The organism is Methylovirgula ligni (assembly GCF_004135935.1).
GTDB classification, from domain to species: Bacteria; Pseudomonadota; Alphaproteobacteria; order Rhizobiales; family Beijerinckiaceae; genus Methylovirgula; species Methylovirgula ligni.
In genome coordinates this window covers 2,181,132-2,204,386 of the sequence record NZ_CP025086.1, presented here as the reverse complement: position 1 = coordinate 2,204,386, position 23,255 = coordinate 2,181,132, and the positions used below count along the sequence as shown (strand labels likewise).

Here is a 23,255-nt window from a genome sequence, read left to right as displayed (position 1 = left end):
CCTATTGGTCGCCGGTCTCGGCGGAATAGCGGGCTTTGAGCGCCGCGACGATGGCGCTCATGCGGCTGGCGTTCGAGCCCTTGACGATGACGAGATCGCCGGCGCGGACAGCGGCGAGAACAAAAGCTTCAAGCTCCGCCGCACTATCACGCCAGGCGCCTTTGCGCTCCTGCGGCAGCGCGTCGAAAAGATGCTTCATCAGCGGGCCCGCGGCAAAAACGAGATCAATGTTGTTGTTGGCAATATCGCGCGCGAGCGCGGCGTGCAGTTCCGCACCCTGCGAGCCGAGTTCCAGCATATCGCCGAGGACAGCAATGCGCCGCGCGGCCGGCAGGCTACCGACGAGCGCCAAAGCCGCGCCCGTCGAGGCGGGATTGGCATTATAGCTTTCGTCGAGCAAGGTGAAGGGGCCATCTTCGGCCTCGAGGCCGAAACGCCGGCCGCGCCCCGCGGGAACCTCGAAGCTCGCCAAAGATTCGGCCGCCTGCCCGAGGTCGAGGCCGAAGGCTTGCGCCGCGAGCAGGACGGCGAGCGAATCGAGTGCCACATGCCGCCCCGGCGCGCCAAGGCGATAGGTCAGATCGCGCCCGGCAATCCGCGCGGTGACGATGGCATAGGTCTCGTGCGTCTCGATGTCGACCAGACGCGCGTCGACCTGCGGCGCGGCGCCAAAGGTCGCGATATGTCCGGCCCCCGCCGCGCGCGCGGCGGCATCTAGCCGCTCATAGTGCGCGATATCGGCATTGATGATCGCGACGCCGCCGGGCACAAGGCCCGAAAAAATCTCAGCCTTGGCATCGGCGATGGCCTCGACCGAATCGAAGAATTCGAGATGCACCGGCGCGACCGTTGTGATGATCGCAACATGCGGCCGCGCGAGCGCCGTCAACGGCAGAATTTCGCCCGCATGGTTCATGCCGATCTCGATGACGCCGAAGCGGGTCTCGCGCGGCATCCGCGCCAAGGTCAGCGGCACACCCCAATGATTGTTGTAGGAGGCGACGGAAGCGTGCGTCGCGCCCGCTTGCGAGAGCACATGACGCAAGGCTTCCTTCGTCGTCGTCTTGCCGACCGAGCCCGTGACGGCGACGATCCGCGCCGGCGTGCGCGCACGCGCGGCCGCGGCAAGCCCTTCGAGCCCATGCAGCACATCATGAACCACATAAAGCGGTCCGACACCCTTCAGCGAATCCGCATGATCCTCATCGACCACGGCGGCCGCCGCGCCTTTGGCGAAGGCAGCGGCGACATGGTCATGTCCATCGCTGCGCTCACCCTTGATCGCGAAAAAGAGATCGCCCGGCACCAGCGTGCGCGTATCGATCGAAATGCCGAAGACGGGTTGCGGCATCGGCCCGCTGAGCCGCGCGCGCAGCGGCGCGAACAGCGCCAGCGGCATCCACAAGGGCTCGACATAAGGCTCCGTCGCAAGCGGATTTTCTTGTGGATTTTCCTGCGACACGTCCAGATTCATGCCGCGGAAACTCCCAACGCTGTGCGTACGCTCTGTTGATCGGAAAACGGCAGTATTCTGTCACCGACGATCTGGCCGGTTTCATGGCCTTTGCCGGCGACGAGCAGCACGTCACCCTCTCCGAGCCTGGCGACACCGGCGGCGATCGCCTGTGCCCGATCGCCGATCTCCTCGACTCTGGCGCCGGGCACCGCGCGGGTGCCCGCGAGGATTTCGGCCCGTATTTGTGCCGGAGCCTCAGTGCGCGGATTGTCGTCAGTGACAATCACCTCGTCAGCCAGCCGCGCCGCCAGTTCGCCCATGATCGGCCGCTTGCCCTTGTCGCGGTCGCCGCCGCAACCGAAAACGACAATGAGCCTGTGCCGCGCCAGCGGCCGCAGCGTGCGCAATACGTTGTCGAGCGCGTCGGGCTTGTGCGCATAGTCGACGAAGATCGGCGCGCCGCCGCGACGGCCGATGAGTTCGAGCCGCCCGGAAGCGCCCTGCAAATTTTCCAGTGCGGCGAAGACGCGCTCGGGCGCGCCGCCGGTCGCCAAAGCCAGCCCCGCGGCGACGAGCGCATTCTGAACCTGAAAGTCGCCGGCGAGCGGCAGATGCACGGAATAGGTTTTGCCCGCATGTTCCAGCGTAAGCGCAGTGGCGAAATTCTCGGGCGCTGCGTGCACTAGTTTGATGGCTTCGCCTTTTCTTCCGACGGTGAAGAGACGCAGGCCGCGCGCGGCGCAGGCCGCGATCACTTTATCCGCGACATCGCTGTCAGCTTCGATCACCGCCGCCTGCCCTGGTGCGAGCAGCGTGTCGAATAGGCGCAGCTTCGCCGCGAGATAGGAGTCCATGTCCGGATGATAATCGAGATGATCGCGCGACAGATTGGTGAAAGCGCCGGCCGCGAGCCGGACGCCGTCGAGCCGGCGCTGATCGAGCCCATGTGAGGAAGCCTCGAAGGCGAGATGGGTGACGCCGTCCCGCGCCAGTTCGTCGAGCGTTTTGTGCAGCGAGATCGGGTCCGGCGTCGTCAGCGAGCCATAGACTTCACCGGATGGCGCGACGAGACCAATCGTGCCGAGCGAGGCGGCGCGATGGCCGAGCGCAAGCCAGATTTGCCGGGTAAAGGCTGCGACCGAGCTTTTGCCGCTGGTGCCGGTGATCGCGACAATCATTTCCGGCTGTCGGGAATAGAAGCGCGCCGCGGCGAGTGCCAGAGCCCGGCGCGCGTCCGGCACTTCGATGAAGGCTGCTGACGCAACGTCAATGGCGTGCTGGCTAATGACCGCGACAGCGCCGCGCGCCACGGCTTGCGCCGCGAAACCGGCGCCATCGGCCTTGCTGCCGGGCAGAGCGAAAAAGGCGAAGTTGGCGCCCACGGTGCGGCTGTCGGCGCTGAGACCGGCAATCTCCCGCGCGGCCAAGGCTTCGGCCAGCCCCGCCTCAGGCAGGAGATCGCCGAGGCGCATCAATGGCTCCCGAGGACGACGGCGGAATTGGCGGCGCTGTAGCCAAGCTGGGCGAGCAACGGGAAAGGCTGGGCCGGCGGCGTGAAACGCGGCTCGATCCCCAGCAGCGGGCCGACGCGCGCGACGATCTTGCCGGCGATGGCGCCGGAGTTCCACGCCGCGGTGTGAAATCCGTAAGTTCCGGGAATGGCTTGGGGCTCGTCCAGCATCACGAAGAAAAGATACTTTGGCTTGTCGGCGGGGACAATCGCCATGAAGGTCGTCAGAACTTTGTCGTTCGAATAATGACCGTGAATGATCTTGTCCGCGGTGCCGGTTTTGCCGCCGACGAAATAGCCGTCGATATTGGCGTTCTTGGCGGTGCCGATCTCGGCGTTGAGGCGCATCAGATAGCGCAGGCTCTCGGATGTCTCGGGCTTGACCACGCGAACGGCATTCGCCATCGCATCGGCTTCGCTGCGTTTCAGGAACGTCGGCTTGATCATATAGCCGCCATTGACGAGTGCGCCGACCGCCATCAGCGCCTGCAGCGGCGCGACGTTCAAGCCCTGGCCGAAGGCGATCGTCATCGTGTTGAGCTCGCTCCACTTCTTCGGCACGAGCGGCTCGGCGGACTCGGGAAGCTCCGTGCGCAGGCGGGTCAATTGACCCATCTTGCCGAGGAAGGCTTTATGCCCGTCGACACCTACCATCATGGCCATGCGCGCGGTGCCGATGTTCGACGAATAAGTGAAGACTTCGGGCAATGCCAAGAAGCGGTGCTGCGGCTCGAAATCGTGGATGGTGAAACGCCCGTAGCGCAGGGATTCGCGCGCATCGAGCTTGCTGTTCAGCGTCACCTTGCCGGAATCGAGCGCCATGGCGATGGTCAGCGCCTTGAAGGTCGAGCCCATCTCATAAACGCCGACCGTCAGCCGGTCGATACGATGCGGATCGAGCGCATCGACAGGATTGTTGGGGTCGAAGTCCGGCAGCGAGGCCATGGCGATCACTTCGCCGGTGCTGACGTCGAGAATGGCGGCGCCGCCGGCCTTGGCCTTGAATTTCTCGATGCCCTTGGCGAGTTCATCACGAATGGCATAGGTCGCGTTGAGATCGAGCGAGGAGACAATCGGCTTCAGGTTCGAAGGCGTGAGATTGAACCCGGCGCTTTGCAGCGCCGACAGTCCCTGCCCGTCGATATACTTTTCGAGGCCGGAAATGCCGACGCCATCGAGGTTGGCAAAACCCAGAACATGCGCGGCGATGGGGCCATTGGGATAGACGCGCTTGTTCTCCTGCATGAAGCCAACGCCCGGCAGGCCGAGGTGGTAGACAGCCTGCTGCTGCGCCGGGGTGACGGCGCGCTTGACCCAGATGAAGCCCTTGTGCGAGCTGAGTCTCTCGGTCAGCTCGCGGATGCTGAGATCGGGAAAGATCGTGGAAAGCTGGTCGATCGCCTCGTCGCGGTCGATAATCCGGCGGGGCTCGGCGAAGACCGACGTCACCTTGATGTCGGTCGCGAGCACGGCACCGTTGCGGTCGAGAATGTCCGGACGCGCCGCGGCGACCGTATCGGAGGCAGCCTCATGCGTCTGCCGCAATTCCGGATGCATCGCGAAATAGACGAGCTTGCCGCCGATGATGCAATAGACGAGCGTGAAGCCGAGGGCGATGAGCCGGATGCGCCGCGTGCTCTTGTCGAGTTTCGTCGTCAGCAGGATCGAAAGCAGCCCGCGGCGGCGCTTCATGGTCGCGGGCACTCGGGCCGGAATTTGCTCGGGGAGTTGGTCGTCGGCGTTCATCATGGCGTCAGTGACTTCCCGGGGTGGCCGGGCTTGCCGGCGTGATCTGCCCCGTCGCCATCGGATCGATCGGGGTATTGGTCGGGTTCTGAACGCCCAGTGCGTCGAGTTTCTGGCCGATCTCGTCTTGTCGCGGTCCCTTGTCCGGCAATCCGGTGACCGGCACGATCTGCGTCAGCGCGGGCGATTGCAGCGTGAGGAATTGATCGGCCAACGCCCCAATGCGTTCCGGGCGCGAGACATGCTCCCATTCGGCCCGCAACGTGCCGATCGCGTCGGTCTCGGCCTGAAGCTGGTCGCGCAATTGCACGATCTTCTCGGCGCGGAACATGGTCTCGTATTTCACCGAATAGGCGAAGATCGCCGTGCCGACGAGACAAGCGATGGCGAGCACGTTGAGCAGCCGGATCATCCGCCCCTCCGTGTTTGTTTTTGCGGCAGGCGCGCGAGCGAGACGAGCGCCGGGTCGAGCGGCTGCGCCGGCGCCTCGGTGCGGATAGCGAAACGCAGCTTGGCCGAACGCGCGCGCGGATTTTCCGCGACTTCGGCCGGCGTGGCTTCGATCGGCTGCTTGCCGGTGAGCGAGAAGCTCGGCGCCGGCTTCCGCGGCTCACCGGGCAAGGGCCGCGACTTCGCCTCCCCGCGCCCCGAGCGCGCGGCGAAGAATTGCTTGACGATGCGATCTTCGAGCGAATGAAAAGCGACGACCACGAGCCGGCCACCCGGCTTCAGCAAGTGTTCCGCCGCGGAAAGGCCCGCGACCAATTCGCCCAGCTCATCGTTGACCGCGATGCGCAGGGCTTGAAAGCTGCGTGTTGCCGGATGAATGGCGCCGGGCCGCACGGGCAGCACACGCGCGATGAGCGTGGCGAGCTGCGCCGTCGTGGTGATCGGGGCTTCGGCCCGCGCGGCGATGATCGCCTTGGCAATGCGGCGCGCGGCGCGCTCCTCGCCGAAATAATAGAAGATGTCGGCAAGCACCGCTTCGTCGGCTTCATTGACGAGATCAGCGGCGCTCTGGCCCTGACCGCTCATGCGCATGTCGAGCGGCCCCTCCTGCCGGAAAGAGAAGCCGCGCTCGGCTTCATCGATTTGCATGGAGGAAACGCCAATATCGAAGACGATGCCGTCGAAGCTTGCGATGCCTTGCGCGCGCGCGGCGCTTTCAAGCTCGGAAAAGCGCGCCTCGACCAGCGTCAGCCGGCCGCCCGCTGCATCGACAAGATCGAAGCCCGCCGCGACCGCGCGTGGATCGCGATCGAGCGCAAGAACCTTCGTATCGGGAGTCGCGAGAATGGCGGCGGAATAGCCGCCGGCGCCGAAAGTCGCATCGAGATAGATGCCGCCGGCTTCAGGCGCCAGGGCTTTGAGGACCTCCACACGAAGCACGGGAATGTGGCGGGCCAGTCCGCCAGCGGCGACGTGCTGAAGATCGCCGCGGCCCGAATTCATTCCCGTGCTCCACGTGGCGGCGGCCCCTCTGGCGCCGTAGATTGGGAACCGAACTGCTTCCGCAAGATGCGCGATCGAGCTTTGGCCTCCTCGAAATGCGCCTGAAAACGGCTTGGCTCCCAGATCTGAAACCTGTCTCCTTTTCCGAGGAAGGTAACTTCCTGCGTGATGTGCGCGATGGCCTTGATCGTCTCCGACAAAACGACGCGGCCCTCCGCATCCACTTTCAAAATCTCGCTGGCTCCAAACAAAGCCGTCGAGAGATAATCCCGTTCTTCCGAATAGGGCGCATGACGCGCCAAAAGCTGATCGATCTCCCGCAACAGGGCGTTGCCGCCACAATCGACAGCCTCGCCTTCCAGTGCCGGATGCGCGAAGAGCCCGTCGAATCCATCGCGTGCCAGAACCGCCCTGAATGGCGCCGGGATCGACACGCGTCCCTTCGCATCCAGCCGGTTGGTGAAACACGAGACGAACCGGTCCAAGCCCCCGCCTCCGCCACCCAAAACGCAACGCTGCGAAACCATCCCAGGCTGGCTCGCCGCCCCTGGCCGCCCAAACGCCGGGCGGCGGGGCGAACCTCATCCGTGGGATAGCTTGGGATAACATGGGATATAAGTCCGGTCAATCTGGGTTATGGCGCCACGCTATGGGCGCGCGAGAGCGACGCACAGTTCGAACAGATTAGAAAGTGTTAGGGTTAACAGCGCGTTGAAGGCGCAAATTTGCCCGGTGGGTCCGCGAGCGAGCGCCGCTACGGCAAGCAAAAAAATTCGGAAAGCGAGGTGATGGTCCCCGCGATTACGCGGTGGGACGGCGTCCCATTTCCTCGGCGAAGAGTTTTTCGACGAGATCCGGCGTGATGACCACCCGGCCGCCTTCCAGCGTCGCCTCAAGCATCAGCCATTGCCAGATGCGCACGAAGGCCGCCTCCGGGGTCAGCCCGTCGATCTCCGCCAGGACATTTTCCCTCTGCGCCAGCCAGAGTTCCACATAAGGCGACGCGAGCCGCAGCTTCTGCCGCAGCACGATCTCGGTGCAGGCCGGAATTTCAAACAATGCCCTGCCCGCCTTCCGGGACTTGGACCGGCTGTGCGCCGTCGCGCGGGATACCACCCGAGCCCCGCTGCGCGCCGCCTTCAACGGCGAAGTCGGCGGCGGCGGCAAGGGCGGCAGCAGCGCGCGCTTGCTGACCCGCGCGGTCTTGATCGGCACGGATTTGCGCGCCGTGATGTTCTTCGCGACGGTCGGCTTTGCAGCGGACTTCTTGGCGGAGGATTTGGCTGCGGCCTTCTTCGCGGCAGGCTTTTTGGCGGTCTTGGCGGGCGCGGCGCGCTTCTTCGCGCCCGCACGGGATGCCGGCGCTTTGCTTCCGTGCTTTTGCTTATCTTTCGCCATCTCGCTCCTCAGCAAGCCATCATGCGCTGGCGCGTTCGATTTGCAAGGGCATCGGGCCGCCGTTCGCCCAATCGAGCAATTCAACCGTATGGACGACCGGGATGTCCGTTCCGCTCGCAAGCTGCGTCATGCAGCCTATGTTGCCGAGCGCGATAATGTCCGGCCGCAACGCTTCGATATTGGCGAGCTTGCGCGTTCGCAGCCGCTCGGCAAAGAACGGCTGCATGATATTGTAAGTCCCGGCCGAGCCGCAGCAGATATGCCCTTCCGGCACGTCGCGCACACGAAAGCCGGCGGCCTTCAACAGGCGCTTCGGCTGATCGGTGATTTTCTGCCCATGCTGCAGCGAGCAGGCGGCATGATAGGCGACGACCTTGTCCTGCACTTGTCCCGGCGCGAGGTCGAGTTCCGCGACATATTCGCAAATGTCCTTCGCGAGCCGCGAAACCTCCGCCGCTTTTTCGGCATAGACAGGATCCTCGCGCAGCATGAAGCCATAATCCTTCAGCGTCGTGCCGCAGCCGGAGGCGGTGACGAGGATCGCATCGAGCCCGCCATCGGCGGCGATCTTCGTCCAGGCGTCGACATTGGCGCGGGCGAGATCGAGCGCCTGCGGTGTCTTGCCCATATGATGCACCAGCGCGCCGCAACAGCCCTCGTCCGGCGCTTCGATAACCTCGATGCCGTTGCGCGTCAGGAGCCGGATCGCCGCCGCATTGATGCGCGGATCGAGTACCTGCTGCGCGCAGCCTTTCAGCAGCGCGACGCGGCCGCGTTTTTTTCCCTGAGCGCGCGAGACAGAAGGCGTGCTAGCCGCAGCAGGAAGATGTCGCGGCGTCAAGGCGAGCAAGGCGGCGAGCCGGTCCACCAGACGCGGCGTCTTCCGCGGCGCACCGATGCCGCGCTTCAACAGGCCCGCGAGGGGCCGCGCCAGCGCCGCCGCCCGCAACGCCAGTGCAAACCGGCGCGGATAGGGCAGGATCGCCGCAAGCAGGCTGCGCATCGCCCGGTCCGTCCAGGGACGCCGATACGTCTCCTCGATATGCGCGCGCGCGTGATCGACGAGATGCATGTAATGCACACCCGAGGGGCATGTCGTCATGCAGGAGAGACAGGACAGACAACGATCGAGATGCGTGACGACATCGGCCGGTGCCGCCCGCCCCTGCTCGAACATCTCCTTGATGAGATAGATGCGGCCGCGCGGACTATCGAGTTCGTCGCCTTCGAGCACATAGGTCGGGCACGTGGCGGTGCAGAAGCCGCAATGGACGCAGGAGCGCAGAATCTTTTCCGAAATCGCCATATGGCTGTCGGTGAGCTGCGCCTCGGTGAAGACCGTTTGCATGATCAGATACCCGCATACATGCGGCCGGGATTGAGAATACCGTCCGGATCGAAACTCGCCTTGATATCCTTCGTCAGTTTCAACAAAGGCGCGGCGAGCGGCTCGAAGACATCAACCGTGCGGCGCACATCGTCCGGCGCGCGCACGAGCGTCGCATGGCCGATCGTCTGGCCGTTGCCCGCTTGCACGAGCGCGGCGCGGACCGCCGCCGCGCCCGCATCGCCCGTCGCCGCGATCGAAAGCCAGACGAGGCCGCCGCCCCAATCGTAGTAATAGCGCGCCGCGACCTGCTTCAAGAGCAGATCGACAAATTTGGGCGCGCGTGTCGGCTGCACGGAAATGCGCCAGATGGCGGCGTCGGGCGGCGATACCAGCGGTACGATATTGCGGATCGCGCGCCAGAGCGCTCCGGCATAATCGGGCGCCAACGCCTCGCCGGATTCGAACGGCGCCAATGTGCGCCGCAGAGCCGACAGGCGCTCATCGACCGAGGCCTGTGGGCCTTCGAGACGGAATAATGTGAGCGGCTCTGGCGTCGCGAGCCCAGCGGGCAGATGCGCTGCGGCGCTGACGAAGAGCGGTGAGCCGAGCGCCGCGCAGAGCGCCGCGACCGCTTTGCCGTCGGCGAGACCGTAAAGCGCCAAGGTCGCGGCGGACGCCGGATGCGGCAGGACCTTGAACGTCGCCTCGGTGATGACCCCGAGCGTGCCGTGACTGCCGCAGAGGAGTTTCACGAGGTCGAGGCCGGTGACATTTTTCATCACCCGCCCGCCGGTCTTGATGATCTCGCCGCGACCATTGACGAAACGCAGGCCAATCAGAAAATCCCGCGCCGCGCCGGCCGAGATGCGGCGCGGGCCGGAGATGTTGCCGGCCGCGATGCCACCGAGCGTCGGCTCGCCCTGCGTGCCGTAGAGCGCGCGATGATCCATCGGCTCGAAGGCAAGCGCCTGGTTCTTGTCCTTCAGCGCCGCCTCGATCTCGTTGAGCGGCGTGCCCGCCCGCGCGGAGATCACAAGTTCGCTCGGCTCATAAAGCGTAATGCCGGTGAGGCCGCGCGTTGAAAGCCGCGTCTGCGCCGCGACGGGCCGGCCGAGACCCGCGCGCGTCCCGCCGCCTTCGATCCCGAGCGGCCTGCGCGCCGCCCGCGCCGTGTTCACGGCCTCGGCGGCTTCTGCCTCGGTTTTTGGGGTGACGGAATTCATGGCGGGTGAGCTAGCATGGATGTATTTGTATGTCGCCCTCGCCCTTCGAGGCTCACTTCGCTCGCCCCTCGGGGTGAGGGCAAAGGTGCAGGAACCCCTCATCCTGAGGAGCGCCGAAAGCGCGTCTCGAAGGATGAGGACGAATAAAGCAACGACGGCTAGGCGGCCACCCTACCCTCAAGCGGAAAGACCTTGGCCGGGTTCAGCCGCCAGCCGGGATCGAAGGCGGCGCGCACGCGCATCTGCTGCTGGAGATCGACCGGGTTGAACTGGAACGGCATCAGATCGCGCTTCTCGATGCCGACGCCGTGCTCGCCGGTCAGGCAGCCGCCGGCCTCGACGCAGAGCTTGAGGATTTCCTCGCCGGCCTTTTCCGCCTTCGCCTGCTCGGCCGGGTCGTTGATATTGTAGAGCACCAGCGGATGCAGATTGCCGTCGCCAGCATGAAAGACATTGGCGACACGCAAACCCAATTCCGCGACGATCTCGTTCAGCCGGTGCAGCACTTGCGGCAGCTTGCCGGTCGGGATGACGCCATCCATGCAGATATAATCGGCGACGCGCCCCGTCGCGCCGAAGGCGGACTTGCGACCCTTCCAGATCGCCGCCGTCTCGATTGCCGATTTCGATTCCTTGATGGTGGTGACGCTGTAATCCTTGGCGATAGCAACGATCCTGGCGAGTTCGGCGTCGATCTCGGCGGGCGAGCCTTCGGATTCGATGATCAGCAGCGCGCCGACATCCAGCGGATAGCCGGCGTGAGCGAAATCCTCACAGATTTCGATGGCGAGCTTGTCCATGAATTCGATCGCAACCGGGACGATGCCCGCGCCGATGATCGCCGCGACGCAGCCGCCCGCCGCCTCGCTCGTCGGGAAGCCGAAAAGCACCGGCCGCGCATCCTCGGGCATGGGCAGGATGCGCAAGGTCGCCTCCGCGACAATGCCAAGCTGCCCTTCTGAGCCCACGACGAGGCCGAGCAGATCGAGGCCCGCGCTGTCGAGATAAGGTCCGCCGATCTCGACCACGGTGCCATCGACCAGCACCATCTTGACGCCCAGCACGTTGTTGGTCGTCACGCCATATTTGAGGCAATGCGCGCCGCCCGAATTCATGCCGATATTGCCGGCGATCGTACAGGCAAGCTGCGAGGACGGGTCCGGTGCATAGAAGAAGCGCTCGGCCGCTACCGCGCCCGAGATCGACAGATTGGTGACGCCCGACTGCACGCGGATCGTGCGATTGGCGTAATCGATATCGAGCACGCGCGCCATTTTGGCGACGCCGACAACGACCGCATCTTCCTGCGGGATCGCGCCGCCCGCGAGCGAGGTTCCGGCGCCGCGCGCGACGACATTGACGCCTTCCTTGTGCAGAAAGGCCAAGACCGCGGAAAGCTCCTCCGTCGTGCGCGGCAATACGACGGCGAGCGGTATCCGCCGATAGGCCGTCAGCGCGTCGGTCTCGAAGGCGCGGCGCTCATCCTCGGCTGTAATCAGCGAGTCCGGCGCGACCAGCGCGGCGAGGCCAGCGATGATCGTTTCACGCCGGGCGATAATAGACGGATCGGGCTTGGGAAATTGAATACCGGACATGTTCAACCTTTTTCCCGTCGGACCATGCGCCGAAGCCCCGCCTGCGGCAAGTCCCTGACGTCAGGCCCAGCTCTTGAACGGTTTCTGCGACAGCGCGGCGTTGAAGTAGCGCGCGTCGTTCGAAACCTCGCGCAACGCCCAGTCGGGATGCTCAAAGGCCTCATCGTCGCCCCGAAGCTCGACCTCGGCCAGAACCAGGCCGTCGTTCTCGCCGTGGAAGACATCGATCTCCCAGATGTGCGCGCCGACCGGCTGCCGGTAGCGCGTCTTCTCGATCACGCCCGGCAGACACAGATGATCGAGCATGAAACTCGCGTCCGCGAAGGGGATTTCATATTCGAATTCCGCCCGGCTGATATGCCCCGGGCCCTTGATCGTGAGATAGGCTTTCGGGCCGGCTGTCCGCACGCGGACGACGCGCTCCTTGTCCGTCGAAAGATAGCCCTGGCGAAGTACGACGCCCGGCCCATCCGGGCGCCAGAGCGACGTATCGACCAGAAACTTGTGTTCGATCTCGCGGCCCATCTGTCCCCCGAATGTTGACGCGGCAGGCTTAGAGCCGATAGTTGCCGCATGGAAGCCCCGCAAGGGCCGCGTGTCGGCCTCTACGTCACCTGCCTTGTCGATCTCTTCCGGCCGTCGATCGGCTGGGCGGCCGTCAAGCTGCTCGAGGACGCTGGCTGTACGGTCGAAGTTCCGCCGCAGACCTGTTGCGGCCAGCCCGCTTACAATTCCGGCGACCGCGCACTCGCCAAAGAACTCGCGCGGCCGGTGATCGAAGCCTTCGCGCCCTATGATTATGTCGTCGTCCCTTCCGGCTCCTGCGCTGGGATGCTAGCCAAACATTATCCGGCGCTTTTGGCGGATGATCCCGGCTTCGCCGCAGAGGCCCGCGCCTTCGGCGCCAAGGTCTATGAACTTTCAGATTTTCTTGTCACCATTCTGAAGGTCACTCACATCGACGCCGAATTTCCACATCGCGTGACCTATCACGATGCCTGCTCCGGCCTCCGCGAACTGGGCATCGCCGCGCAGCCGCGCAAGCTGCTCGGTTCGGTGCGCGGGCTGGACCTCGTCGAGATGCAGGATCATACGCGCTGTTGCGGCTTTGGCGGCACATTCGCGGTCAAATATGGCGAGGTCTCCGCCGCCATTGTCGAGGAGAAGGCGGAGGCGGCAGAGGCAAGCGGCGCGCCGGTCCTGCTGGCAGGCGATCTTGGGTGCCTGATGAATATCGCCGGCCGCCTGGCGCGGCGCGGCAGCACCATCGAGGTGCGCCATTTCGCCGAGGTTCTCGCCGGCATGACCGGTACGCCGGCGATTTGTGCGAGCAAGACATGAGCGCGCCGCAAAGCCATCTGCATTTCGCCGAGAAGGCGCATCGCGCGCTCGCTGACGCGCATTTGCAGAAGGCACTGCATATCTCCCGCGACGGCTTTATCGGCAAGCGCGCCAAGGCCGTCGCGCGCCTGCCGGAATTTGAAGCCTTGCGCGACGCGGCGCGGGACATCAAAGCGCATACGCTCGCCCATCTCGATCTCTACCTCGAAGCCTATGAGGCGAAAGTCGCGGCCAGCGGCGGCACGGTGCATTACGCCTGCACAGCCGAGGACGCCAATGCCATCGTGCTCGACATCTGCCGCAGGCGCGGCGCGAGGAGTGTCGCCAAAGGCAAGTCGATGATCGGCGAGGAAATGGGCGTCAACGCCGCGCTCGAAGCCGCGGGCATTACGCCGGTCGAGACCGATCTCGGCGAATATATCATCCAGCTCCGCCGCGAAATGCCCTCGCACATCATCGCGCCTGCCGTGCATCTGACAAGGGATCAGATCGCCGCGGATTTCCACCGCCTGCACACGGGCCTGCCGCCGGAGCGCGACCTCAGCGAGCCTGTTTCGCTGCTGACGGAGGCGCGGAAAATCCTGCGCGAAAAATTCCTCGCCGCCGACGTCGGCATCACCGGCGCAAATTTTCTCGTCGCCGAGACCGGCACCTCGATCATCGTCACCAACGAAGGCAATGGCGATCTCTCGCAGAGCCTGCCGAAAGTCCACATCGTCCTCGCCTCGATCGAGAAGCTGGTGCCGACGCTCGAAGACGCGGGCACTTTGCTGCGCGTGCTGGCGCGCTCGGCGACCGGGCAGGACATGTCGGTCTATACGACGCTTTCGACCGGCCCGCGCCGGCCCGGCGATCCGGACGGCCCGGAGGACTATCATGTCGTCATCCTCGACAACGGCCGCACCAAAATGCTCGGCAGCGATTTCGCCGAAATGCTCCGCTGCATCCGCTGCGGCGCCTGCATGAACCATTGCCCGGTCTATCAATCCGTCGGCGGCCATGCCTATGGCTCGGTCTATCCAGGGCCGATGGGCTCGGTGCTGACGCCGGGCCTTTTCGGCCTCGCCCATTCGGCCGACCTGCCCAATGCCTCGACATTCTGCGGCGCCTGCGAGAGCGTCTGCCCTGTGCGCATCCCGCTGCCGAAATTGCTGCGCCAATGGCGCGAGCGCGCCTTCGCGCATTATCTTGGCCCGCAGAGCCAGCGTCTCGGCCTCGCCGTCTGGGGGTTTTTCGCCCGACGCCCGCAAATCTATGGTCCTGCGGCGCGGATCGCGATGCGCGGCCTCGCGCTCCTTGGCCGGAGCGGCAAGTTTCGCAGCCTGCCCTTCGCCAGCGGCTGGACGGCACAGCGCGACTTCCCGGCGCCGCAAGGCGGCACATTCCAGGCGCAATTCGCGGCGCGGAAAAAACCATGAGCGACCGCGCCAAAATATTCGCCGGCATCCGCCGCGCGCTTGGCGTCACCGGCGCGGAAGACTCCCGGCGCCACACGGTCAATGCGCGCTTGGCCGAAGCGCCGGAGAGCGTGATCCCCGCACGGGGGCGCGTGGCCGCTGACAAAGTGGCGCTCTTTCGCGCCGAGGCCGAGCGGGTTTTTGCGACAGTGGAGGACGTCGCCAGCGCCGAGGAGATTCCGGCGCGGATCGCGGATTTCCTACGCGCGAAAAACCTGCCGCTGCAATTGCGCAAGGGCGCCGATCCCTATCTCGCCGCCCTGCCCTGGGAATCGGCGGCGCTCCGTCTTGATGAAGGCCGTGCGCAGCCGGAGGACCGCGTTGGGCTCTCGCACGCCTTCGCCGGGATTGCCGAGACAGGCACGCTCGCGCTCGTCTCCGGCCCGGACAATCCGACGACGCTGAACTTTCTGCCGGAGACGCATATCGTCGTCGTCGAAGCGTGGGCCATCGTCGGCGATTACGAGGCGTTCTGGGCGAAGCTGCGCGCCGCCTATGGCGAAGGCACGATGCCGCGCACGGTGAATTTCATCACCGGCCCCTCGCGGTCGGCCGATATCGAGCAGACGTTGCTGCTCGGCGCGCATGGCCCCCGCGCGCTGCATATTCTCATCGTCGGCGGCAGTTGAAGCGGCGCGGCGAACTCAGGACGCGCGCTCCGGCAGCATTCTCTCGAGCACCTTGTCGCGCCAAAGATAGTGATGCGCGAGCGCCGCAGCGGCATGAAAGGCCGCCAAGGCAAGTACGCTGTTTGCTGCAAGCTCGTGCAGGTCGCCGATCGATTCTGCCCGCGCATGGTCGGCGAGCTTTGGCAGATTGATGATGCCAAAGATCGAGACACCATGCGCGAAGGCATTGGCGAGGCCGAGCGCCGCGACAATCACCAAAAGCGCGTAGAGCAGATAATGCGTCGTCTTGGAAATGACTTGCAGAGCGCCGCTGTCTGCCGGCGGCAGGCGTTTCCCGCCGCTACTGCGCCAAAGGATTCGCGTCAGAAGGACAGCGACGAAGATGAAGCCCAAAAGGAAATGCGCCGACCAATAGGCACCGCGGAACGGGCCGCGAGGAATGAAATCAGCAGTCTGGCCAATGGTCCAGAGAATGAGAACCAAGCCCGCTGTTGTCCAATGCAGCGCGATCGTGCGCGAATCGTAATGCATCAAGATTCCCCTAATCTAGAATTATTCTAGACTCGTTAGGGAATTTCGTCGCAGCACTACGACAAAACAAGTTACAAAGAATTCATGCTGCGGTTCAGCCTTGCGGTTTGCGAAAGATCAAAGCCGGAACCCGCGCGAATGATCCGGGCCTGCGCAGAGCGCATGATAAATCTGGTTATTCCGCCAGGACTCTCGCCGGCGGGAAGGCGACCTCGACGAAGGTGCCCTCGTCCTTCTTGCTCTTGATGGTGAAGAAGGCGCGGTTGGCCTCGACCAGCGCCTTGGTCAGCGGCAGCCCGAGGCCAGTGCCGCTGGTCTGGCGAGAGGTCGCGAGCTGACGGAAGGGTTCGAGCGCAGTCTCGATATCCTTGTCCGACATGCCGATCCCGGTATCGCGAATACGGATCACCGCCGTGCCGGTATCAGTCAGCGCCGAAGAGATAATGACCTGCCCGCCCGGCTCGTTGAACTTGACCGCGTTGGAGAGAAGGTTGAGCAGGATCTGGCGCAGCGAACGCTCGTCGGCGACGATCTTCGGCAGGTGCGGCGCGAGCGAGAGGCGCATGATGATCCGCGCCTGGTTCGCCTGCGGCTGCATGATGCCGACCGCCTCCGAAATCGCGCGGTTGACATCGACCGAAACGAATTGCAGGTCCATCTTGCCCGCCTCGATCTTGGAGAGATCGAGCAGGTCGTTGACGAGGCTCATCACATGCGCGCCGGAGGTATGGATGTCGCGCAGATAATCGCGATAGCGCTCGTTGCCGATGGGGCCGAACCGCTCCTCCATGATGACTTCAGCAAAGCCCATGATGGCATTGAGCGGCGTGCGGATTTCGTGACTCACCTTGGCGAGGAAATCCGACTTCAGCGCGCTCGTGCGCTCGGCCTCCTGCCGCGCCTGTTTAAGTTCTTCCTCAACTTTCTTCCAATGCGTCATGTCCCTGAAAAGCGCGCAGAATTTCTGTTGCGCGGGATCGCTCTGGGCAGGACCGACACGGCTGAGAGTCATGAAGATCGGAATGAGGCCGCCCTGTTTCGCCCGGCCGGTGATCTCGCGGCCGTCGTTGAGCAGGCTGGCGACGCCGTCGGTCTTGAGGCCCTCGAAATAATCGAGAACCCTACCCTGGCTCTCGGAGGCGGCAAGCACGGTGATCGGTTGGCCGACGACCTCGCTCTCGTCGTAGCCGAAGAGCGCCTCGCCCGAACGGTTGAGCGTGACGATGCGCCCGTTGGGATCGAGGATGACGAGGCCGTCCGTCGCCGTGTCGAGAATGGCGGAAAGCTCCCGTGCCTCGCCCTTCTGCGTGCGTAAATCGGCTTCGAGCTGCTCGGTCTGTCCGCGCGCCTTTTCATCCTCAGGGCGCAGGGTCAGCAGGGTCGCGGGCAGATGATCCCACTCGATCGCCTGGATCCGCGCCCGTGCCGGCAGGATGGCGCCCGCCGCGGTTCGCACGCCGATCGCATCGCTGCCATTCGGCGCCAGATTGAACATCCGCGCCATGCCGCCGGCGGCATGGAAAGCGTCTTCGTCGGCAAAGCCCAAAAGATCGAGCAAGGTACGATTGGCGTAGATCGCGATATTGTCCCGGCTGACCAATATGCCGAGCGACAAACGGTCGAGAAGCGCGGCCGCATTGGCATCGAGGATCGGCGGCGCGGCCGCCGGTTCGGCGCCCGCAGCCTCGGGCGGAGGCGGTACCTCGTCCGCCAGCACATCGCCGATCGCCCGGAAAGCCGTCGCCTCATCCTGCGACAGCAGGCCCTCGTCGTCGTCCTCGACAGGTTCGGACACGATGGCGACCGGCTCGGGAGCCGGCGGTGGAGGCGGTGCTTCGCTCGCGGGCGCTGGCGCGGCCACTTCGGGCGCAGGCGCGGCGGTCGCTCCAGGCAAAGAAGCCAAAGGCTCCGGCGCAGCGGGCGGCGCCAGTTCCGGCGCGGTCTCGATCTCGGGCAACAGAAATTCGCGCGGCTCGCTCGCGGCCAGCCGGTCCACATGAATGACGCCAAAGCCACGATAGCCGTCGAAATTTCGCGCGCGATCAAAGGCCGGCAGGCCGCCCAGCCCGACCGGCACGGCGGCGGCGGCCCCGGCGATCGGCCAGAGAACCTCGACGCCGCTGAAGGTCTCGCGCCGGGCGAAGGCACGGGCCAGCGGCCCGTCCGGCTCCCGGTCCAGATATTTGGCCACGTCGCCGAAATCGCGGCCGAGTATGTCCGCGGCTTCCGTCCCGACGACATCGGCGAGTGGTGGCGTGATCTCGGTGACGGTGTCCCGCGCATCCGTGCGCCAGAGAAAACGCACATTGGTCCGCGCGCCGATTCGCGCGCCGAGAAGCTGGCGCACCTCGTCGAGCTGCAGAGCCGGGATGGGCGGTGATTCGGGCACGGGCGCGGATTCGGCCTGCCGGCGCGCCAGCAGCGCCCCGACGCCGAGCATCGCCGCGACATACAAGGATCCATGCGCGGCGTCAGCGATCCGCCGGGAAAGAACGGTGATCGTCTCCGCCTCCGGCTGGAGCGCGAAGCTCAGACGCTCAAGCCGTGGCGCGCTATCGAGCGCAAGGCCGCGTGCCTGCTCCGCGACCCGCTCGGCGCCGGTGTCCGTGCTGGCAAAAAGCCGCGCCGTCAGCGCCGCAAGATCGGCGGCCGCGAACAGGGTCAGCATCGTCTGGCTGGCAGCAACGATCTTGTCGGTCGCGCCATCGGGCGCGGCGACCAAAAACGGGATCGCCTCGTCGCGAAGCGACAGGGCGCGAAGCGCCGTCTCTATCGCCTCGTGGCTTACGCCGGGCTCGCAGATATAGGCCATCATCGCGGCAGAGGCTCTCTTCCGGTCGCATCCTCGGCCCCCTCCGCCGCCACGGATAGCCTTAAAGAAGTCCTAACGGCTGCCCCGGCGGGGGTCCATAAGCCCTTAGCATTTCTGCCCAAGTTGATCGATTCATGCTTAATGCCGCGACCGGCGGCAAAGCGCATTTTCCCGTCGATCTGTTGTGAGATCGGCCCTGTCCTGCGGCGCCAAGCCTTGCAATCGCTACGCTATCCCAATAGGTTCCGGCGCGAACTCCACGCCGCCATAGCTCAGTTGGTTAGAGCGCTAGATTGTGGATCTAGAGGTCCCCCGTTCGAGCCGGGGTGGCGGTACCATTTACCACAAAGATCATGTCCCTGGATTCAAAGGCTCAGACGCCTCATCGCTATGGAGCGGCGACGGGCGAATCTACGCTTATCGCTCTCTTGCTGACGCTCAGCGTCGCCCACATGCTGAACGATACCGTTCAGTCGCTGCTCCCGGCCGTCTATCCGATCCTGAAGCAGACCTTCCAGTTGAGCTTCAGCCAGATCGGACTGATCACGCTCGCCTTCCAGCTCACGGCCTCGCTGCTGCAGCCGTTCATCGGTCTTTATACAGACAAGAATCCCAAGCCCTATTCGCTGCCGATCGGCATGGGCGTGACGCTTTGCGGTCTGCTCCTGCTCGCCTTCGCGAATCACTTTTTCGTGGTCCTGATCGCGGCCGCTCTGATCGGCGTCGGCTCATCGGTTTTCCACCCGGAATCCTCGCGCGTCGCGCGCATGGCCTCGGGTGGCCAGCACGGGCTGGCGCAATCCCTGTTCCAGGTCGGCGGCAACACCGGCGCGGCGATCGGGCCGTTGCTCGTCGCCTTTTTCGTCGTGCCGCATGGACTGAGAGCCATAGCCTGGCTCGCCCTGCTGCCGCTCGCCGGCATCTTTCTTCTTTACAGAATCAGCGGCTGGTATGCGGCGCGCGTGGCGGCGATGCCGCGCCGGACGAAGCGGGCCGCGCCAAGCCACGGCCTGACCCGCAAACACGTCGCGGCCTCGGTTGCGGTGCTGCTCGCGCTCGTCTTTTCGAAGTTCGTCTATCTCGCGAGCCTCGGCAGCTATTACACTTTCTATCTGATCGAGAAATTCCATCTGCCGGTGGCGACGGCGCAGATCTGCCTGTTCGTGTTCCTCTTTGCCTCGGCGCTCGGCACGTTCTTCGGCGGCCCGATCGGCGACCGCTTCGGACGCCGCTATGTGATCTGGGGCTCGATCCTCGGCGTGCTGCCGTTCACCCTGGCGCTGCCCTACGTGAACCTGCCGGCGACGATCGTGCTGACCTTCATCATCGGCTTCGTGCTCTCCTCGGCCTTTTCGGCGATTATCGTCTATGCGCAGGAGCTTCTGCCAGAGCGGGTGGGCGCCGTCGCGGGCCTGTTCTTCGGCTTCGCCTTCGGCATGGCGGGCCTCGGCGCCGCCGTCCTCGGCGCGGTGGCGGATGCCTCGAGCATAACTTTCGTCTATCATCTGACGGCCTTCCTGCCGCTGATCGGGCTGCTCGCCTATTTCCTGCCGCGCGATCTCTAGATCACACGATCTCTAGATCACAATGGACTGAGCGGCCGGCGCGGCGGATAGACAGACGAAGGGCGAGGCGCGAAGGTCGAACGGCAATTTCTTTGCGGCGTATCGGAGATCAAAATGGCAGCGGCGGCTTTTCTGGCTCTGGCCCTACACGCGTCTCAGCCTGCGCTCATATCCGCGCACTACCGGCCGTACCACCCGCCGCTGGCGAGTCTCGACCTCGTCGTCGATGCCTCAAGCATCCGCGTGGTCGACGCACGCAATGTCGGGGTGACGCTACGCAATTCCGAATATGCCGATCTCGATATTACGCACACGTTCCATGTCGCCTGCACCCTGCCCCCGAATTACGGATTGTGGCGGGTGCGCGCCTTCGCCGATTATCGCTACAACCTGATCCCGGCGACGATCGTCGAATATAAATATTACAATCCGACCTATGTGGAGCTTGAGATCGACCCCTCGACCTTCACCGACACGATCGACGCGGACGCGACAAGCCCGCACCGTGTGCATATCGAGTTCTACGCGCGCGATTATTGAAGCGCGCTTGATCGCGATAGCTTGCGGCCGAACAACCTCAAGCCATGTGACGCGATCTATTCCAGCAAGTCGGTCTCGGAATGTGCGGCCCCGGCGTATTGGCGCCGCAGCGGCCGCAGCACGAAGATCGCCAGCAGCGCCGTCAGAATGTTGAGCGCGGCGGCGATCAGGAACACGAGATGCCAACTGCCGCTAAGCTCGGTGAGCTTGCTGGAGAACGGCACGAGCAGCGCCGCCGTACCCTTGGCGGTATAAAGAAGACCGGCATTCGTCGTGGCGAATTTCGTCCCGAAACTGTCGGTGCAGGTCGCGGGAAAGAGCGAGTAGATTTCGCCCCAGCCGAAAAAGACAAGACCGCTGAGCAGCACGAAAAGCCCAGGCGTGTGTCCGTACTTGCTGAGCGCAAGAATGGCGAGGCCCTCGACGCCGAAGGCGAGGAACATGGTGCTCTCGCGGCCGATCCGATCCGACACCCAGCCGAAGAACGGCCGCGTCAGGCCGTTGAGCGTGCGGTCGAGCGCAAGGGCGAAGGTCAATGCCGGAAGCGTGAAGCCGATAAAGCTGACCGGCACTTTGGCGACGCCGAAGTCCTTGGCGATCGGGGCAAGCTGCGCGGTCGCCATCAGGCCGCCGGCGGCCATCATCACGAACATTGCATAGAGCAGCCAGAACAGCGGCGTGCGCAACATTTCGCGCGGTGAGAACTGACGGTACGCGGCATCAGCCGGCGGCGCGGCATCGGCCGGCGCCTTGGACGGCGAGCGAAACAGCAGCGCGCAAATACAGACGACGATGCCCTGCACGAGACCGAAATAAAGGAACGCACTCTGATAGCCATGCGCCACGATGACGTTGGAGATCGGCACGATGGTCAGCGCCGAGCCAATGCCGAAGCCGGCAGCCGTAAGGCCCGCGGCAAGCCCGCGGTGGTCCGGGAACCATTTCACGGCATTGCCGACGCACGTGCCATAGATCGCGCCGGCACCGATGCCGCCGATCGCCTGTGCGATATAGAGACCGGAAAGGCCGGTGACCTGCGAGTTGAGAACCCAGGCGACCGCGACGAGAACGCCACCGAAGGCGATCAGCGGCTTCGGCCCGAACAGATCCTCGAAATAGCCCTCGAACGGAACGAGCCAGGTCTCGCAGACGACGAAGATGGTGAAAGCAACCTGGATCGAGGTCAGTTTCCAGCCGAAGGCCGCATGCAGCGGACCGACGAACAACGTCCAGCCATACTGGAGATTGGCGATCATCGTCATGCAGACGATGCCGACGAGAAGTTGAACCCAACGATAGTTGCTACGGCTTTCCGAAACGACGACCTCTTTCCCCACAGCAACAGTCATCTTTACGCGTTCCTCTTTTCGGTGGCGGGGGAATTTGCCGAGATAAACGCAATTCGGCAAGAAATTTTTCTGGAATTAAGTTAGAAAAGGTGATTATTTGCAACGTGTTGCGTTGCAGCAAGGCCAGCTAACCGATGCTGCTTGTGCGAAGCGACCACATGCATGCCGCGCTTAAACTTGCGCGCTGCGATGTATGACATGAGGGTGGACAAGACCAGTCGAGATGCGGCATGGACACGCCGACATCGCCTTGGCGCAGCCGCCAATCTCCGCGACAATTTGACCTGAGGGACTGAGGAACTGATGAGAATATGCGTAATCGGCGCAGGCGCGATTGGCGGTCTGCTCGCGGCGAAGCTTGCCGATGCCGGTGAAGACGTCAGCGTCATTGCGCGCGGTCCGCATCTTGCGGCCATCAGTGCGAACGGTCTGAAGCTGATCGAGGGCGACAAGGAAACGATCGCCAAGGTCAAAGCCTCCAACCGCATCGCCGACGTCGGCGAGCAGGATCTCATCATTCTCGGCATGAAGGCGCATCAGGTCGCCGCCATTGTGCGCGATCTGCCGGCGATCTACGGCCCGCGGACGAGCGTGCTGACGGCGCAGAACGGGATTCCGTGGTGGTATTTCTTCAAGCATGGCGGTCCGCATGAGGGCGCACGGCTTGAAAGCGTCGATCCCGGCGGCGTGATCGCCGACAATCTGCCGATTGAGCGCGTCATCGCCAGCGTCGTCTATCCGGCGGCGGAGATCGAGCGCCCAGGCGTCATTCGCCATATCGAAGGCTATCGCTTCTCGCTGGCGGAAATCGATGAGAGCCCGACGGAGCGGCTCGAGCAGATCGCCGCGACTTTCACCCGCGCCGGTTTCAAAGCGCCGGTCGTCACCGATATCCGCGCCGAACTCTGGACCAAGCTCTGGGGCAATGCGACCTTCAACCCGATCAGCGCGCTGACCCACGCCACGCTGGAAGACATCTGCCGCTTCAGGCTCACCCGCACGCTGGCGGAAGAGGTGATGCGCGAGATGAAGGCGATTGGCGAGGCGCTGGGCATCCGCTTCCGCATTCCGCTCGAAAAGCGCATCGCCGGCGCCGAGGCGGTCGGCCCGCACAAGACCTCGATGCTGCAGGATGTCGAAACCGGCCGTGCGCTCGAAGCCGATGCGCTCATCGGCTCGGTGCTCGAACTCGGCCGGATCGTCGATGTCGCCTCGCCGCATCTCGATTCGCTCTATGCGGTCGTCAAGCTTCTTGGAGAAACGCTGGCTCGCGAAAAGGGCCGCCTTGTCGTCGAACCGGCCTGAGCCGGCATATCATTTG

General features: G+C 64.3%; 20 protein-coding genes and 1 tRNA gene. 7 read left to right on the top strand and 14 right to left on the bottom strand.

From position 1 onward, the window contains the following. Window position 1 precedes the first annotated feature (1 nt). From CWB41_RS10605 to CWB41_RS10555, 11 genes are all read right to left on the bottom strand, one after another. Window positions 2-1,399 (bottom strand): UDP-N-acetylmuramoylalanyl-D-glutamyl-2,6-diaminopimelate--D-alanyl-D-alanine ligase, encoded by a 1,398-nt coding sequence (locus tag CWB41_RS10605; RefSeq protein WP_115837101.1) that lies wholly within the window; start codon window positions 1,397-1,399, stop codon window positions 2-4. Between the two features lie 71 nt (window positions 1,400-1,470). Next, a complete protein-coding gene (locus tag CWB41_RS10600; protein ID WP_115836748.1) occupies window positions 1,471-2,928 on the bottom strand; it encodes a UDP-N-acetylmuramoyl-L-alanyl-D-glutamate--2,6-diaminopimelate ligase in 1,458 nt (485 codons plus the stop codon). Then, window positions 2,928-4,658, bottom strand: coding sequence for a peptidoglycan D,D-transpeptidase FtsI family protein (locus CWB41_RS10595; protein ID WP_115836749.1), 1,731 nt, complete (start codon window positions 4,656-4,658; stop codon window positions 2,928-2,930). Before CWB41_RS10595 ends, CWB41_RS10600 begins: the two co-directional genes overlap by 1 nt. Window positions 4,659-4,719: 61 nt before the next feature. After that, the gene (gene ftsL / locus CWB41_RS10590; RefSeq protein ID WP_115836750.1) at window positions 4,720-5,124 is read right to left on the bottom strand and encodes a cell division protein FtsL; all 405 of its coding nucleotides are present in this window, start codon (window positions 5,122-5,124) and stop codon (window positions 4,720-4,722) included. Beyond that, window positions 5,121-6,164 (bottom strand): 16S rRNA (cytosine(1402)-N(4))-methyltransferase RsmH, encoded by a 1,044-nt coding sequence (gene rsmH / locus CWB41_RS10585; RefSeq protein WP_115836751.1) that lies wholly within the window; start codon window positions 6,162-6,164, stop codon window positions 5,121-5,123. Before rsmH ends, ftsL begins: the two co-directional genes overlap by 4 nt. Then, window positions 6,161-6,649: a division/cell wall cluster transcriptional repressor MraZ gene (locus tag CWB41_RS10580; protein ID WP_115836752.1), complete on the bottom strand. Its 489-nt coding sequence runs from the start codon at window positions 6,647-6,649 to the stop codon at window positions 6,161-6,163. The genes rsmH and CWB41_RS10580 overlap by 4 nt, the downstream gene beginning before the upstream one ends. 316 nt (window positions 6,650-6,965) lie before the next feature. Next, window positions 6,966-7,562 carry a hypothetical protein gene (locus CWB41_RS10575; RefSeq protein WP_115836753.1) on the bottom strand — a complete coding sequence of 199 codons (597 nt, stop codon included), beginning with the start codon at window positions 7,560-7,562 and terminating at the stop codon, window positions 6,966-6,968. 19 nt (window positions 7,563-7,581) lie between these two features. Then, window positions 7,582-8,910 carry a glycolate oxidase subunit GlcF gene (gene glcF, locus CWB41_RS10570; RefSeq protein ID WP_115836754.1) on the bottom strand — a complete coding sequence of 443 codons (1,329 nt, stop codon included), beginning with the start codon at window positions 8,908-8,910 and terminating at the stop codon, window positions 7,582-7,584. 2 nt (window positions 8,911-8,912) lie between these two features. Continuing rightward, window positions 8,913-10,115, bottom strand: a complete 1,203-nt coding sequence (gene glcE, locus CWB41_RS10565) for a glycolate oxidase subunit GlcE (protein ID WP_115836755.1) — start codon at window positions 10,113-10,115, stop codon at window positions 8,913-8,915. 158 nt (window positions 10,116-10,273) lie between these two features. Continuing rightward, window positions 10,274-11,710, bottom strand: a complete 1,437-nt coding sequence (locus tag CWB41_RS10560) for an FAD-linked oxidase C-terminal domain-containing protein (protein ID WP_115836756.1) — start codon at window positions 11,708-11,710, stop codon at window positions 10,274-10,276. Window positions 11,711-11,770: 60 nt separating this feature from the next. After that, window positions 11,771-12,235 carry a CYTH domain-containing protein gene (locus CWB41_RS10555; protein WP_115836757.1) on the bottom strand — a complete coding sequence of 155 codons (465 nt, stop codon included), beginning with the start codon at window positions 12,233-12,235 and terminating at the stop codon, window positions 11,771-11,773. Between the two features lie 48 nt (window positions 12,236-12,283). Here CWB41_RS10555 and CWB41_RS10550 point away from each other — a divergent pair, with 48 nt between their 5' ends. The 3 genes from CWB41_RS10550 to CWB41_RS10540 are packed head-to-tail and all read left to right on the top strand — an operon-like array spanning window position 12,284 to window position 15,137. After that, a complete protein-coding gene (locus tag CWB41_RS10550; protein ID WP_115836758.1) occupies window positions 12,284-13,051 on the top strand; it encodes a (Fe-S)-binding protein in 768 nt (255 codons plus the stop codon). Continuing rightward, window positions 13,048-14,469 carry a LutB/LldF family L-lactate oxidation iron-sulfur protein gene (locus CWB41_RS10545; protein ID WP_115836759.1) on the top strand — a complete coding sequence of 474 codons (1,422 nt, stop codon included), beginning with the start codon at window positions 13,048-13,050 and terminating at the stop codon, window positions 14,467-14,469. Before CWB41_RS10550 ends, CWB41_RS10545 begins: the two co-directional genes overlap by 4 nt. Continuing rightward, window positions 14,466-15,137: a LutC/YkgG family protein gene (locus CWB41_RS10540; RefSeq protein ID WP_115836760.1), complete on the top strand. Its 672-nt coding sequence runs from the start codon at window positions 14,466-14,468 to the stop codon at window positions 15,135-15,137. Before CWB41_RS10545 ends, CWB41_RS10540 begins: the two co-directional genes overlap by 4 nt. A 15-nt stretch (window positions 15,138-15,152) precedes the next feature. Here CWB41_RS10540 and CWB41_RS10535 read toward each other — a convergent pair whose 3' ends face one another. Further along, window positions 15,153-15,668: a cytochrome b gene (locus CWB41_RS10535; RefSeq protein WP_115836761.1), complete on the bottom strand. Its 516-nt coding sequence runs from the start codon at window positions 15,666-15,668 to the stop codon at window positions 15,153-15,155. Window positions 15,669-15,843: 175 nt separating this feature from the next. After that, window positions 15,844-18,483 carry a sensor histidine kinase gene (locus tag CWB41_RS10530; protein ID WP_115836762.1) on the bottom strand — a complete coding sequence of 880 codons (2,640 nt, stop codon included), beginning with the start codon at window positions 18,481-18,483 and terminating at the stop codon, window positions 15,844-15,846. Window positions 18,484-18,741: 258 nt separating this feature from the next. Here CWB41_RS10530 and CWB41_RS10525 point away from each other — a divergent pair. The 3 genes from CWB41_RS10525 to CWB41_RS10515 all read left to right on the top strand — a co-directional run bounded on the left by CWB41_RS10525 (window position 18,742) and on the right by CWB41_RS10515 (window position 20,585). Continuing rightward, window positions 18,742-18,818: transfer RNA gene (locus tag CWB41_RS10525), tRNA-His, on the top strand. A 15-nt stretch (window positions 18,819-18,833) separates the two neighbouring features. Continuing rightward, complete coding sequence (locus CWB41_RS10520) at window positions 18,834-20,045, top strand: MFS transporter (RefSeq protein ID WP_115836763.1); 1,212 nt, start codon at window positions 18,834-18,836, stop codon at window positions 20,043-20,045. Between the two features lie 114 nt (window positions 20,046-20,159). Further along, entirely contained in the window at window positions 20,160-20,585 is a 426-nt protein-coding gene (locus CWB41_RS10515; protein WP_115836764.1) for a hypothetical protein, read from the top strand. A 56-nt stretch (window positions 20,586-20,641) separates the two neighbouring features. On the opposite strand, the gene oxlT is transcribed toward CWB41_RS10515, so the two are convergent. Beyond that, entirely contained in the window at window positions 20,642-21,934 is a 1,293-nt protein-coding gene (oxlT, locus tag CWB41_RS10510; RefSeq protein WP_115837102.1) for an oxalate/formate MFS antiporter, read from the bottom strand. A 303-nt stretch (window positions 21,935-22,237) separates the two neighbouring features. Here oxlT and CWB41_RS10505 point away from each other — a divergent pair, with 303 nt between their 5' ends. After that, window positions 22,238-23,239: a 2-dehydropantoate 2-reductase gene (locus CWB41_RS10505; protein WP_115836765.1), complete on the top strand. Its 1,002-nt coding sequence runs from the start codon at window positions 22,238-22,240 to the stop codon at window positions 23,237-23,239. The last annotated feature ends 16 nt before the right edge of the window (window positions 23,240-23,255 follow it).